The sequence below is a fragment of the Variovorax sp. MSC1_012 genome, from assembly GCF_023667525.1.
GTDB classification, from domain to species: Bacteria; Pseudomonadota; Gammaproteobacteria; order Burkholderiales; family Burkholderiaceae_C; genus Variovorax; species Variovorax beijingensis_B.
In genome coordinates, this window is sequence record NZ_CM174443.1 from 1,615,504 (window position 1) to 1,627,363 (window position 11,860).

An 11,860-nucleotide genomic window follows, 5' to 3' on the forward strand; every position below is an offset into this window, starting at 1 on the left:
TTTCCTTTTTTACTTCTGGATGAACCAGTAGACGCGGCCCTTGGGCTGCTTGAAGGCGGCCTTCGGTGCGGTTCCCTTCGGGCTCAGGAACGAATCGGGATTGGCGCCGATCACCACGTCGCGGAAGGTGCCGTCGTCCAGCGGGGCGCGGAAAACAGTGGGCGAGGGCGCAAGGCCACCGCCTTCGACGTTCTGATACCGGATGCCATTCTCGGCCCGTGCCGCGGCGTCGAGATACGACAGGTTGTAGACATTGGCCGTGCCCAGGTCGGAGCGGCAGGACTGGCGCTGGGCCGCTGGATCGGTGGGAATGTGGGTGTTGAACGTGGTGGTGCCATAGGCCGTCACTGATGAAGTCACCACCTGCTCGCCAGCGGCAAGCGCGAGATACCAGCCCTTCTTGGCGGCCAGGTCCGAGGCCAGAGGCGGTGTCGAGCCGGTGATTTCCAGCAGGGAGTTGTGGCACAGCAGCTTGTTGCCATCGCACTGGTCGGCTTCGGCGGCGAGCCAGCTGTCGTCGTTGGGCTTGTCCACCATCATGTAGAAGCGGTTGGAGACGCCGAACGCGGCCGAGTAGGAGCGCAGCGGCTTCTCGCGGTCGCCCGAACCCAGCAGCAGCACGTACATGCCGTTGTCCTCGACCACGTCGGGGCCGAACATGAACTTGCGATTGGGCGTGCAGCCATTCGCGGTGTCGTTGCAGCCGAGCGAGGCGATCTTGGTCATCTCCCAGCTGGCGGGCGCTGCAGTTCCGATCTTGATGCGGTAGACGTTGCCACCCATGTCGGCCGCGTAGGCGATCTTGGCCAGGCCCGTGCTGTCGTTCACGATAGTGACCTCGCCACTGACTGCGCGGACGGTGTCGAAGGTCTTCTGGACGTTGCCCGTGCTGGCGTCGAGCACGTAAATCTTGTTGCCCTTGGTGGCCGCGCCGCAGGCCTCAGCCGACTTCGTGGTATCGACATCCTCGCACTTGTCGTACCCGCCACCGAACATCACCAGGGGCGTGCTGCCGGCACCATAGCCGCTGGCCTTGACCACCTTTGCGGGTGACCAGGTCTGGCCGATGCCGGTCATGTCGTTGGCGCCGGTGTCGCAATCGGTGTCGTTGTCCTGGTTGGGGCAGCCGCGGCGCCATTTGAGAACGGGAGCCGCCGGATTGGAAACATCGAAGGCGTAGATCAGGCGGCCGCCGCGGCGCATGCTCGCATACAGCCACGCGACATCGCCCTGGCGGTAGGCGGTCATCGCGCCGTCCATGCCATAGGGCTTGGGGGCAGGGGTGGGGGCGTCCGCGCTGACCGGAAGGTCGGGAAAGTTGATGCGCGTGGTGTTGTCGTACAGCCGCTTGATGCTGCCGTAGAACTCCGGCGGCACGAAAGACCACAGCTCCTTGCCGGCTGGGGCCGAACCGATTGCCGCGCTCCGGTTGCCGTTGACGGCGCGCAACATGCCATCGTTGGCGCCGTAGAACACCACCACCTGCGGCTCTGCGTCGGTGCCGTAGTTGATGGCGACCGGCCGCGAATGCACCACGTCGCCGTGCACCGAGGCCCGCATGGCGGTGGAGGTCAAGGGTTTTCCATCGGTGCCTTTCCGCTCGTCACCCTTGTTGTCCATGCCCCGCAGCCAATCGATCAGCTTTGTTCGGTCGGTGTCGCTTACGCCCAGGGCCGTCGAGGTGATGTCGCCATTGCCATCGGCAAAGCTCGTCAGGACCGAACAGGTGCCCGGCGCGCAGGTCTGGACGTTGCGGGCCGCCACGGCCATTTGGCGCAGCGTATAAGCTTGTGCGCCTTTTTCGACCACGCTGCCGTCGGGACTGTCCGAAACGGTAAGGTCGATTTTCTTGCCCGTGATCGGGTCCGTACGAATGCAGTCGCCGGAGGGCTTAAACGACCAGTAGGTATTGATCTGCGCCGGCGTCCAGAAACTCCGTGCGCAGGGATCGATGAAGCCGGTCTCGTTGTTGATAGCGTTGATATCGGCCGCGTCCTGCAGGATCAGTTGGTTGCTTTTGTCCAGCCCGAGCTTGTATTGCTTGAGGTTGCCATGCCAGCGCGGATAGGCGGTTTCGTCGGGGCGGAACATGCCCACGAACACCTGGTTCAGGTAGGTGCCCTGTGTGTTCACGCTGAGGGGCAGGCTCACCGACGAGAAGACGCTGTCCACCGACTGGATCTTGCTGAAGATCTTGTCGAGCGCATCGTTCAGCGCCGCACCGAGGTCGGGCTTGGCGGAGAGGTCGTAGTACTCACCGTCGCTCTTGACCGCCATGCTCGTGAGCAGTGCTGTCCAGCCAGGGCCCTGGCCGCCATCTGCCTTGGCGGCTTCGATGGTATAGACCTTCACGCCCATGCGGGCCCGCAGGAACAGGGCCCATTCGTCGGCCATGTTGTCCTGCGAGCCGCTCACCGGCAGCGTAATGGTGGTTGTGTCGCCCCCTGCTTCGCGCAGGGCATTCGCCGATATCGTGCTGTCATTATTGTTGTCCTGCGCGGCTCCGTTGCTGATATAGATGACGTAGGTACCAATGCAGTTGGTGATGTCCGGGCCGTTGTAGGTGGTGGCGTCCTTCCTGCTCAGCGGGTTGCCCTCCAGCGCATAGATGGCGTTGGAGGCATCAGTGCCGGAGACGTTTCCCCTGTAGTCGGCCTTCGCCTTCTTGTTCCCGGCAATGGGTTCCTTGCTGGCCAGGTAGCGGTAGACTTCTGCCATCATCTTGCCGGCTTTGCCGCCATTCGACTTGTCGCTGTTCACCCCCAGGCTGCGGATGAGCGCACCGTAGGCGAGCTTGTTGGTTGCATTCAGCGTGCGCACGCCCGCGCGCAGATAGGCGCCGTCGTCGCCGGAATTGCCCGCCCCTGTTTCGGTGAACATCATGATGCCCACCTTGAACTCGTTCGGATCCAGGCTTTCGAACGCCTTGGCCAATGCTTCCATCTCCTTCCCGAACATGGGCGTCCAGTTGGCCGTGTTGTCCACCACGAACAACACGTTCGGCGCCGCCGCTGTCGTCCGGTTGTAGTCGACGAAAAGATCGATGTCTTCCGCCTGCGCGGCAGGCAGGCCGAACATCAGCATCGCCGCGGCGCAAAGCGACCGGAAGAAGTTGTTTTTCATGGTTGCGATCCGTTCGTCTTCTTGATCATTCGCAGGATGGGGGTCAGGAGCACAGCGCATCGAACTGCGTCTTGTTCAGGAGCGCTCTCACGCCCTGGCGCACCGCGGTGACCGTGCCGCTGCCGGTGTGGGTCACGGTGGTGCTGATATCCCAGACCGAGTTGTATTGGTCGGGCACCGTCGCAAGGCCCGAGCCGCTGGTGGACGCGCCTCCTGTAATGCCGCCGGGGCCCACGTTGCCACCACCGCCGCTGCCGGCAACCTTGGTCGCACGCACGCAGGTCGGCGCCGCAATGTCCACCGTGTAGTCGTTCGTGCCGTCGTTGTTGATGTCCACCAGGCTCGCAGTGGCCTGAGGCGCCGCCAGCGAAGGCGAACCATCGACGCCCGGCAGCAGCAGCGAGGCCGCCACTTCCTCGATCGCCCGGTTCGACGCGGCCACGGCCTCGTTGCGGTTCTGCATGTTGCCCACCGACTTGAGGTTGGTGTTGCTGAGCGTGAAGCCCGCCGTCACGGCCAGCGTGATCAGGAGCAGCATGATCAGCCCGACGATCAGCGCCGCGCCGCCTTGCCTGCTCATGGCGGAGTGTGTTGTCAATGGCTTCACGGCGTTTCCCTGCGTCCGGTCACGTTGGTCATGCGGATCGCGGTGGTGAACGCATGCCGCTTGTAGTGGTCGTTGAAGGGGCCGATCGATCCGCTTCCCAGGTTGTAGGTGCGCGTGTCCTCGTGGCCCGGCGAGACCTCGATGCTGCGGGCGACCACGTAGAGCTTGACCGCCGCCACGTTCATCAGCTGGTCGGCAGTGCAGGGCGAGGCCGTGCTGCAGTGGATGAAGTTGCCGTCCGGGCTGCCGTCGCCGCGGTTGGTGGGCGTGGACCTGTTGGCGGTGTCGGCCCAGTTGATGGCCTGGGCGTAGTTCACGAGCGCGCCGGTCTTGCTCACCGTGTCCAGGCCCAGTTCGACGCGGAAGCCTTCGATGCCCTCGATGAGCGGAACCGGTGGCTGCTGCGCGAGGCCGGTGGCCGACAGGTCGAAGCGGGAGCGCGCCAGGGTCGGAATCCCGTCGGTGGCGGTCTCGGCGTAGGTGCGCACGTAGTAGATGTCGGAGATGAACTTTCGCTTGGGCGCCGGCGCGGTGCAGTTCTTGGCCAGCATGTTGGCGAAGTCGGCCGTGCTGAGGTCGAATTCCGAGGGCTTCTGCGTACCGCAGAACGACGACTGGAAGTAGAGCTTGCCCAGCGTGTCGGCTTCGCAGTTCGGCGCGCCCGCCACGCAGGTTTCGGCATGGCGCACCACCAGCACGTCGGTGCCTGCCTTGTGGTTCGGCAGCAGGTCGGTGCAGCTGGCGGGCACCGCTTCGTAGGCCTGCACGGGCATGTCGAGCAGGCTGCGCTTGTAGTCGTCGGTCCAGTTGGCGGCCGAGTAGGCCAGGCAGGGATCGGGCGCCGTGCCCGTGGGCACCTTCTGGGGCACGCCGCTGACCGTGAGGTCGTCGAACTCGGGCATGTAGTTTTCCCAGAAGCCGGCGTGCGAGATCTCGTTCTCCAGCACGAAGACGCTGAGGCGCCCGCTCTCGATCTGGCGGTTGACCCTGACCATCTCGCGCTGGGTGTTGTTCACGTTGAGGAACAGCGCAAGCAGCGCGGCCACGACGATCAGCATGATGGTGATCGACACCATCAGCTCGATCAGCGTGAGGCCCCGCTGGCGCAGCGAGGCGCGCGCAAGCCGGGCAGGGCGCCGAAGCGCGGTCGCGAAGCGGGCCCGGCTCATGAGAGATTCCCGATGCGCACCAGCGTCGTCACGGTCCTGCGGCACCTGTCGCTGGAACAGGCCGGCGCCGGTTCGCTGGCCGAGGCCGGGGCGGCCGCGTCGTACATGTCCTTGCCGCAGGGCACGCCCGCCGGCGGCGCGGCGATGGGCACCAGGCCTTGCCAGGCGACCGTGATCAGGTATTCGTTGTTGCCCAGGTCCTGCACGCAGCCGCGGCCGCCGATCATCGCGCCGAGCTTGGTGTCGTCCGAGGTCTCGGCCGCGCCCTGCAAGGCGTCGCACCATTCCTTCGCATCCACCTGCTGGCGCGAGGCGACGGCAGTCGGACAAGTGACGCCGGCGCCCAGCGGCGAGTCCGTGACATAGCTGGCGGCGGCGCGGCGGTTGGTGGCAATGCGGCTGGCCATGTCGTTGAGCAGGATCAGCGCCTGCGAGCGCTGGTAGGACTCCATCTCCGACGTCTGGAGCCGCGCCTGCAGCCCCACGAGCCCGAAAAGCCCGAACGAGACGATCAGCAGCGTGACCAGCACCTCGAGCAGCGTGGCACCGCGCTGCGCGCGGCCGTTCGGTGCGGCGGGCAAATGGCGCTTCACCATTTGCCCGCCGGCGTCTTGACGCCCTGGTTGTCGAGCGTGAGGTCGCCATCTCCCCTCTGGCTTCCCGTGGACGTAGGACTGAAGGTCAGGAGAAAACTGGGCACCTGTGTGCTGGTCGGGTCCTGCAGCGTGATGGTGTAGCCGTAGTTGGCCGCAACCTCCGCGGGCAGCGCGTAGCCGCTGGCCGTGAGGGCGTCCTTGGTGGCGTAGCTTCGGTTGGCCAGCAGGAACTGCTGCTGGCGGTTGGCGATGTCCATCATCTGCGCCTGCGCCGCCGAGCGCTTGGACCGGATGATGTATTGCTGGTAGCTGGGATACGCGATGGACGCCAGGATGGCAATGATCGCCACCGTGATCATCAATTCGATCAATGTGAAGCCATTGCGTTTGCGCGGGAACGAGTGCTTTTTCATTCAACTGGCCATCAATGTTTCACAATGTTATTTATGTGAATTTATCACATACAAATGTGAATAGGGGGCATTCGATGCTGATCCATTCGAGCGCCGCCGACAAGGTGTTGCGCCTCTAACGAAACACTTCGGCAACATTCAACAACGTAACGGCGGCGCCGGGGCGAGGAAGCTTCCGACTAAGGGACGCTGGCCTCGTCCTACGTGCGCGACCGAGGTACCTCCCAGAATCGGTTCGTTCCAACCTGTGTTCCCAAGGCGCCCCAAGGCGAACAGAGAGGAGTCGATCGACATGACCAGAGCACCCGGAAGCCTCGGTTCAGGCGACGGATCGCGGCCCACCACCGACGGCGGCGTAGACAACATCGGCGCGGGCGAAAAGTTCGCGAGCAGTTCCTCGGCCGCTGGCGAGCCGGACTCGGCACCGGCGCCGGCCGAAGGCATGGCGCGCAAGCGCAAGAACGCGGAGGCCTCGCGCCACGACGATTCCGCAGCTTTCGGGCTGCGGGAAGACCTCCGCCCCAAGACCAACCAGGAGCCGTCCAAGCCCTGAGCGCTTGGATGGCCTGAGGAGCCCAAGATGACTTCTTCCGAAAAAGCCTTCCCCTTTCCCACCTCCAAGAACCACGGCAAGCCGCCGGTCGAGCCCGCCAAGCCGACCGAACAGGCGCCGAGCGAGGAGGCCCTGGACAGCGGGGTCGAGGAATCCTTTCCCGCGAGCGACCCGGTGTCCGTCACGGTGACCAAGGTCAAGCTGCCCAAGGCGCCGCAAGACAAGGACAAGGCGGAGCAGGGCCGCGACGCAGACGCCAAGAGGTAGCCCTCCTACAGCGTGCCGCGCTGCGAGCCGACCCGGCGCAGCCGGCAAGAACCTAGCTTTTCCAAGGTCGGGCATCCGGTCCGGCACGGCCCTTATCTGCCGGGGACAGCCGGCTTTTTTTCAGGAGACATGACCATGAACAGCACTTCCAGACTCATTGCCGCCTTGGCCCTGGGTGCCGCAGGCGCAGCCTTCGCGCAAGGCAACCCGCCCACCACGGCACCGCCCAATCCGGCCACCGCGGCAGGCCAGCAGAATCCGGCCGGTGGTCCCATGGGCACCACGGGCGTGACCCCGCAGAGCCCGCAGACCGGCAGCGCGCCGGCTAGCTCTGCACCCACGGCCCAAGGCTCGACCGACACCGGCAGCAGCGCCGGCACCTCCATGGCCGCCTCGGGCGACACGCCTGCAATGCGGCGGGCGCGCGCCGACCGCAACTGAACGCGTTCCGTTCTGGTCCCACGCAGCATGGCCAATCCATGCATGCCTTGACAGCTGCACCGGGCGCGGCGAGCCGCGCGCTTGCCGTGTTCGTTTCGCTCTCTCTTCTGTCGCTGTCGGCCTCGACCCCGTCGCCGGCTGCGGTGGAAGATCCGCGCTGGCTCGCGCGGGCCATCGTGGCCGCGGCGGACAATCGGGCCGCCCCGTTCGCGGTGGTCGACAAGAAGAACGCCCGTGTCTTCGTCTTCGACGCGGCGGGCCGGCTCCAGGGTTCGTCGCCCGTACTGCTGGGCCTGGCGCGCGGCGACGACTCCGTGCCGGGCATCGGCGAGCGGGAAATGTCCAGGATTCGGCCTGACGAGCGTACGACGCCGGCGGGGCGCTTCAAGACGGAGCCGGGGCGCAACACCAAGGGCGAAGACATCGTGTGGATCGACTATGACGCGGCCGTTTCCATGCACCGGGTGCGCACCACCGACCAGTCGGAACGCCGCCTGCAGCGGCTGGCTTCGCCAAGCGTGGCCGACAACCGCATTTCGTACGGCTGTATCAATGTGCCAGCCGCGTTCTACGACGCCTACATCCAGCCCGCGCTCGGCAGCCGCCGCGGCGTGGTGTACGTGTTGCCCGAAACCGTGGCGCCGCACCAGCGCTTCGAATTCCTGGGGCGTTCCGTGCTCTGAACAAGGGGCCGGCGCTCGCTCGGTCGAGGAGTGCCACGCAATGGGCATGGCTGAGCGGCCCTGCGGCTCAAGTCCGCAGGCTGATCACGCCAAGCAGCACCACCACCGCCATGCCCAACAGCAAGGTGGCGCATTTCCAGAAGACCACCGGGTTCCTGTCGAGCAGCGGCGCGGTGCGCCGGTTCAGGAAATCGGGATGCGGCTGGCGCAGCTCTTCGACGAATTCCGACAGCGCTTCATGGCGCTTGAGTGGGTTGGGATGCAGCGCCTTGCGCAGCACTTCGTCGATCCATGCCGGGATGGCGCGCTGCGCGTCGAGTGCCGAGCGGTACTGCAGGTTGCGCTGGTCCGCGCGCGTGCGGATGCGCGCCACCTGCGCGCCGTAGGGCAATCGGCCGGTCAGCATCTGGTAGACGATCACGGCCAGCGAGAACAGGTCGGACTGCGGCGAGCCGCCGTCGCCAACGAAGTATTCGGGTGCCGTGTACTGCACCGTGCCCAGCACCTGGGCCGCGTCGGCCAGCTTGCTGTCGCCCAGGCCCGCCACCCAGGCCGAGCCGAAGTCGATGATCCGCACCGTGCCCGTGCGGTCGATCATGACGTTCTCGGGCCGCAGGTCTTGGTGCAGCATCTCCATGCGATGGAAGGCCTGCAGCCCCCTGGCCAGCTGCTCCACGATGCCGCGCACCGATTCCAGGCTCGGCCGCGGGTTGTCCACCATCCATTGCGCCAGCGTTTGCCCGTCGACGAACTCCATGACCACGTAGAGGTAGCCGCGCTTGCGCTGCGGCACATGCGGCTTGAGAACGTGCGCGCTGTCGATGCGCCGCGCCACCCATTCCTCGAGCAGGAAGCGGTCGAGATGGGCCTCGTCGTTCTGCAGATCGACGGACGGCGTCTTGAGCACGACGCGCTCGCCCGTGTCGTCGTCGACCGCCAGGTAGATGTGGCTGCGGCTGCTGCGGTGCAGGTCGCGCACGATGGTGTAGCCGTCGAACTGCATGCGCGCTTCGAGCACTGGCGGCAAGCGCAGTGCCGCGCGCTGCGCCTGGAGCTCGCTGACCTCGCCATCGGGCAGGGCGTCGACGCGCACGATCTGGACCGTCAGGTTGTCGGGGCTGCCGCGCCGGTACGCTTCCTCGGCGATGCTTCTTGCCGCGGCGTCAAGGTCGCCGGCGTGGGCATCGAGTGCGCTCCTGATGACGGCCGCATCCACGTGCTCATGGACGCCGTCGGAGGTCAGCAGGAAGACATCGCCTTTCTCGATGGCGAGGGCCTGGTAGTCGATCTCCACATGCGGGCCCACGCCCAGCGCCCGGCTCAGGTAGCTGTGCCCGCCGGCCACCGAGACGCGGTGGTCTTCGGTCAGCTGCTCGAGTGCTCCCGCATGCCAGCGGTAGACGCGCGTATCGCCCACATGGAAGACGTGCGCCGTGGTCGACTTGATGACCAGCGCGCTGAAGGTGCAGACGTAGCCGCGGTCCTTGTCGAAGCGGCCGCTGCTGTTCTGGGTCTGCGCGTGCAGCCAGGCGTTGGCGGCCGTGAGCACGCGCTGCGCCGAGCGGCTCACGCTCCATGCGTCGGAGGTGCAGTAGTAGTCGGTCAGGAAGCTGCGGATCGCCGACTCGCTGGCCACGTGGCTCACGTCGCTGCTGCTGATGCCGTCCGCAATCGCAACAGCCACGCCCTTCGCGCTGCGGCCCGGCGCCTCCGGCAGGGCGGCGCCATGGAAGTCCTGATTGGCCTCCTTGCGTCCCTTGTCGGAGTGCTGGCCGATGGAGACCGCGAGGCCGGAGCGCATCGTCACGCGGCGATGGCGCGCAGGTTCAGCGCGGAACGCGCTTGGGCGCCGTGCGGACGTGCGTGGCGTACAGCGTCAGGCCGGTGAACGACAGGCCGCCGATGAGGTTGCCCAGCACGGTGGGGATCTCGTTCCAGATGATGTAGTCCATGATCGAAAAATTGCCACCCATGAGCAGTGCCGACGGGAACAGGAACATGTTGACCACCGAGTGCTCGAACACCATGAAGAAGAACACCATGATCGGCATCCACATGGCCAGCACCTTGCCGGTCACCGAGGTCGAGATCATCGCACCCACCACGCCGGTGGACACCATCCAGTTGCACAGCATGCCGCGCACGAACAGCGTCAGCATGCCCGCGGCGCCGTGGTCGGAGTAGCCCACCGTGCGCGCCTCGCCGATCGTGGCGATCACCTGGCCGACCTTGTCGGGCGGGCTGGTGAAGCCGAAGGTGAAGACGATCGCCATCAGCACGGCCACGGTGAAGGCGCCGAGAAAGTTGCCGACGAAGACGAGGCCCCAGTTGCGCAACACGCCGCCGATGGTCACGCCTGGGCGCTTGTCGATCAGCGCAAGCGGCGTCAGCACGAACACGCCGGTCAGGAGGTCGAAGCCGAGCAGGTAAAGAATGCAGAAGCCGACCGGGAACAGGATGGCTCCGATGATCGAGTAGCCGGTCTGCACGTTGATGGTGACGGCGAACACCGCCGCCAGCGCGAGGATCGCGCCCGCCATGAAGGCGCGGATGAGCGTGTCGCGCGTGGACATGAAGATCTTGGATTCACCGGCGTCCACCATCTTGGTGACGAATTCGGAAGGCTGCAGGTAGGCCATGGTGTTTTTCTTTGGGATTGAAGAAAATGGGAAGCTGAACGAAAAAGGGAAGGGGGCTGCGCCTCAGGCGGCCTTCTCCAGCGCGGGCCGCGCGGAGGATGCCGCGGCCGCGAGCCCTTGCAGGACATCGCCGACCACGATGATCGAAGGGCTGCCGAGGCCGTTGTCGGCAATCGTGCGCTGCAGCGTCGCCAGCGTGCCGACGGCGTGCCGTTGCAACGGCAGGCTGGCGTTCTGGACCACCACGACCGGTGTCGCTGGCGGCAGTCCGCTCAGCAGTTCGTCCTGGATCGAGCCGGCGCTCGACACGCCCATGTAGATGACCAGCGTGAGGCGCGCCGAATGGGCCGTGGCGGCCAGCGTGCGCCAGTCGGGCCCCGGTGATCCGGGCTTCGCATGGCCGGTGATGAACACCACGCCCTGCGCATGCGCACGGTGCGTGAGCGGCACGCCAAGCGAGGTCAGGCCGGCCAGGCCAGCGGTGATGCCGTTCACCACTTCCACACGGATGCCGGCCTGCGCCAGGTGCTCGACCTCTTCGCCGCCACGGCCGAAGATGAAGGGGTCGCCGCCTTTCAGCCGGACCACATGCTCGCCTTCGCGCACGGCCATGATCATCAGCCGCTCGATGAAGCTCTGCGGTGTGCTCTTGCAGCCACCGCGCTTGCCGACGTGGATCACGCGCGCGCCGGGCGCTGCCATGGCCACGATCTCGTCGCTGACCAGGTCGTCGACGAGCAGCACGGTGGCCGACTGGATGGCCCTGAGCGCCTTCAGCGTGAGCAGTTCAGGATCGCCAGGGCCGGCACCGACGAGCGTGCAGCGGCCCTGCAGCACGGACTGCGCGCCGGGTGCGCGATTGGCGGCCGCTCCGGCACGCATCGCAGGGGTCGAGGAAGTCAAGGTGAGGGTCATGGGTTGCTCGGCTGTTCAGGCGGCCGTGTCTTCGGACAGGCGGGCGCGGCTCGCGGGGCCTGCAACGGGGCGCTCCAGATCGACCGCATGCGTCGCGAGTTCTTTCGAATCCAGATGCACCACGCCTTCGGCCACCTTCACCGCAAACTTGGGCGTGCACCCCTCATCGGGCGACTTGGCACAGCCGTCATCGAGCCCGATGGCCCAGTTGTGCAGCGGGCAGGCCACGCTGGTGCCGAACACGATGCCCTGGCTCAAGGGCCCGCCCTTGTGCGGGCAGCGGTCCAGCAGCGCGAACACCTGGTCCTCGGCATTGCGGAACACCGCCACATCCACCCCCACCGGCCGCGCCACGCGGCGCGCCCCCAGCACCGGGATGTCCTCGACGCGGCAGATCACCTGCCATTCGTTGGGGTTGTTGGTGGTGGTGTTGTTGCTGTTGTTGCTCATGGGT

At 66.0% G+C, this 11,860-nt stretch carries 13 protein-coding genes; 4 read left to right on the forward strand and 9 right to left on the reverse strand.

Annotation, left to right across the window (positions count from 1 at the left end):
- Nucleotides 1-9 precede the first annotated feature (9 nt).
- The 5 genes from L1081_RS07630 to L1081_RS07650 are packed head-to-tail and all read right to left on the reverse strand — an operon-like array spanning nucleotide 10 to nucleotide 5,908.
- Complete coding sequence (locus L1081_RS07630) at nucleotides 10-3,123, reverse strand: PilC/PilY family type IV pilus protein (protein WP_489415887.1); 3,114 nt, start codon at nucleotides 3,121-3,123, stop codon at nucleotides 10-12.
- Between the two features lie 43 nt (nucleotides 3,124-3,166).
- Entirely contained in the window at nucleotides 3,167-3,703 is a 537-nt protein-coding gene (locus L1081_RS07635; RefSeq protein WP_489415888.1) for a pilus assembly PilX family protein, read from the reverse strand.
- 23 nt (nucleotides 3,704-3,726) lie between these two features.
- Nucleotides 3,727-4,899 carry a PilW family protein gene (locus L1081_RS07640; protein ID WP_489415889.1) on the reverse strand — a complete coding sequence of 391 codons (1,173 nt, stop codon included), beginning with the start codon at nucleotides 4,897-4,899 and terminating at the stop codon, nucleotides 3,727-3,729.
- On the reverse strand, nucleotides 4,896-5,495 hold the full coding sequence (locus tag L1081_RS07645; RefSeq protein WP_489415890.1) for a prepilin-type N-terminal cleavage/methylation domain-containing protein: 600 nt from the start codon (nucleotides 5,493-5,495) through the stop codon (nucleotides 4,896-4,898). Before L1081_RS07645 ends, L1081_RS07640 begins: the two co-directional genes overlap by 4 nt.
- Nucleotides 5,489-5,908 carry a type IV pilin protein gene (locus L1081_RS07650; RefSeq protein ID WP_489415891.1) on the reverse strand — a complete coding sequence of 140 codons (420 nt, stop codon included), beginning with the start codon at nucleotides 5,906-5,908 and terminating at the stop codon, nucleotides 5,489-5,491. The genes L1081_RS07645 and L1081_RS07650 overlap by 7 nt, the downstream gene beginning before the upstream one ends.
- 292 nt (nucleotides 5,909-6,200) lie before the next feature.
- Between L1081_RS07650 and L1081_RS07655 the strand changes: the two genes are divergently transcribed.
- The 4 genes from L1081_RS07655 (at nucleotide 6,201) to L1081_RS07670 (ending at nucleotide 7,852) form a co-directional block, all read left to right on the forward strand.
- Complete coding sequence (locus tag L1081_RS07655) at nucleotides 6,201-6,461, forward strand: hypothetical protein (protein WP_319432671.1); 261 nt, start codon at nucleotides 6,201-6,203, stop codon at nucleotides 6,459-6,461.
- 27 nt (nucleotides 6,462-6,488) lie between these two features.
- A complete protein-coding gene (locus L1081_RS07660; RefSeq protein ID WP_489415892.1) occupies nucleotides 6,489-6,728 on the forward strand; it encodes a hypothetical protein in 240 nt (79 codons plus the stop codon).
- 135 nt (nucleotides 6,729-6,863) lie between these two features.
- Nucleotides 6,864-7,169, forward strand: a complete 306-nt coding sequence (locus L1081_RS07665) for a proteophosphoglycan ppg4 (protein WP_489415893.1) — start codon at nucleotides 6,864-6,866, stop codon at nucleotides 7,167-7,169.
- 38 nt (nucleotides 7,170-7,207) lie between these two features.
- Nucleotides 7,208-7,852, forward strand: a complete 645-nt coding sequence (locus tag L1081_RS07670; RefSeq protein WP_489415894.1) for a L,D-transpeptidase — start codon at nucleotides 7,208-7,210, stop codon at nucleotides 7,850-7,852.
- Nucleotides 7,853-7,919: 67 nt separating this feature from the next.
- Here the strand turns inward: L1081_RS07670 and L1081_RS07675 are convergent, their stop codons facing one another.
- The 4 genes from L1081_RS07675 to nirD form a co-directional block, all read right to left on the reverse strand.
- Nucleotides 7,920-9,653, reverse strand: coding sequence for a protein kinase domain-containing protein (locus L1081_RS07675; RefSeq protein WP_489416749.1), 1,734 nt, complete (start codon nucleotides 9,651-9,653; stop codon nucleotides 7,920-7,922).
- 25 nt (nucleotides 9,654-9,678) lie between these two features.
- A complete protein-coding gene (locus tag L1081_RS07680; protein ID WP_319432662.1) occupies nucleotides 9,679-10,491 on the reverse strand; it encodes a formate/nitrite transporter family protein in 813 nt (270 codons plus the stop codon).
- Between the two features lie 63 nt (nucleotides 10,492-10,554).
- Nucleotides 10,555-11,406 carry a uroporphyrinogen-III C-methyltransferase gene (gene cobA, locus L1081_RS07685; protein ID WP_489415895.1) on the reverse strand — a complete coding sequence of 284 codons (852 nt, stop codon included), beginning with the start codon at nucleotides 11,404-11,406 and terminating at the stop codon, nucleotides 10,555-10,557.
- A 15-nt stretch (nucleotides 11,407-11,421) separates the two neighbouring features.
- Nucleotides 11,422-11,856 (reverse strand): nitrite reductase small subunit NirD, encoded by a 435-nt coding sequence (gene nirD, locus L1081_RS07690; RefSeq protein WP_489415896.1) that lies wholly within the window; start codon nucleotides 11,854-11,856, stop codon nucleotides 11,422-11,424.
- Between the last annotated feature and the right edge of the window lie 4 nt (nucleotides 11,857-11,860).

Excerpts from the sequence above, each read along its gene's own strand:
- cobA (WP_489415895.1), bottom strand. The coding sequence starts at position 11,406 with ATGACCCTCACCTTGACTTCCTCGACCCCTGCGATGCGTGCCGGAGCG.
- L1081_RS07630 (WP_489415887.1), bottom strand. The coding sequence starts at position 3,123 with ATGAAAAACAACTTCTTCCGGTCGCTTTGCGCCGCGGCGATGCTGATG.
- L1081_RS07680 (WP_319432662.1), bottom strand. The coding sequence starts at position 10,491 with ATGGCCTACCTGCAGCCTTCCGAATTCGTCACCAAGATGGTGGACGCC.
- L1081_RS07665 (WP_489415893.1), top strand. The coding sequence starts at position 6,864 with ATGAACAGCACTTCCAGACTCATTGCCGCCTTGGCCCTGGGTGCCGCA.
- nirD (WP_489415896.1), bottom strand. The coding sequence starts at position 11,856 with ATGAGCAACAACAGCAACAACACCACCACCAACAACCCCAACGAATGG.
- L1081_RS07670 (WP_489415894.1), top strand. The coding sequence starts at position 7,208 with ATGCATGCCTTGACAGCTGCACCGGGCGCGGCGAGCCGCGCGCTTGCC.
- L1081_RS07660 (WP_489415892.1), top strand. The coding sequence starts at position 6,489 with ATGACTTCTTCCGAAAAAGCCTTCCCCTTTCCCACCTCCAAGAACCAC.
- L1081_RS07650 (WP_489415891.1), bottom strand. The coding sequence starts at position 5,908 with ATGAAAAAGCACTCGTTCCCGCGCAAACGCAATGGCTTCACATTGATC.
- L1081_RS07675 (WP_489416749.1), bottom strand. The coding sequence starts at position 9,653 with ATGCGCTCCGGCCTCGCGGTCTCCATCGGCCAGCACTCCGACAAGGGA.
- L1081_RS07645 (WP_489415890.1), bottom strand. The coding sequence starts at position 5,495 with ATGGTGAAGCGCCATTTGCCCGCCGCACCGAACGGCCGCGCGCAGCGC.
- L1081_RS07640 (WP_489415889.1), bottom strand. The coding sequence starts at position 4,899 with ATGAGCCGGGCCCGCTTCGCGACCGCGCTTCGGCGCCCTGCCCGGCTT.
- L1081_RS07635 (WP_489415888.1), bottom strand. The coding sequence starts at position 3,703 with ATGAGCAGGCAAGGCGGCGCGGCGCTGATCGTCGGGCTGATCATGCTG.
- L1081_RS07655 (WP_319432671.1), top strand. The coding sequence starts at position 6,201 with ATGACCAGAGCACCCGGAAGCCTCGGTTCAGGCGACGGATCGCGGCCC.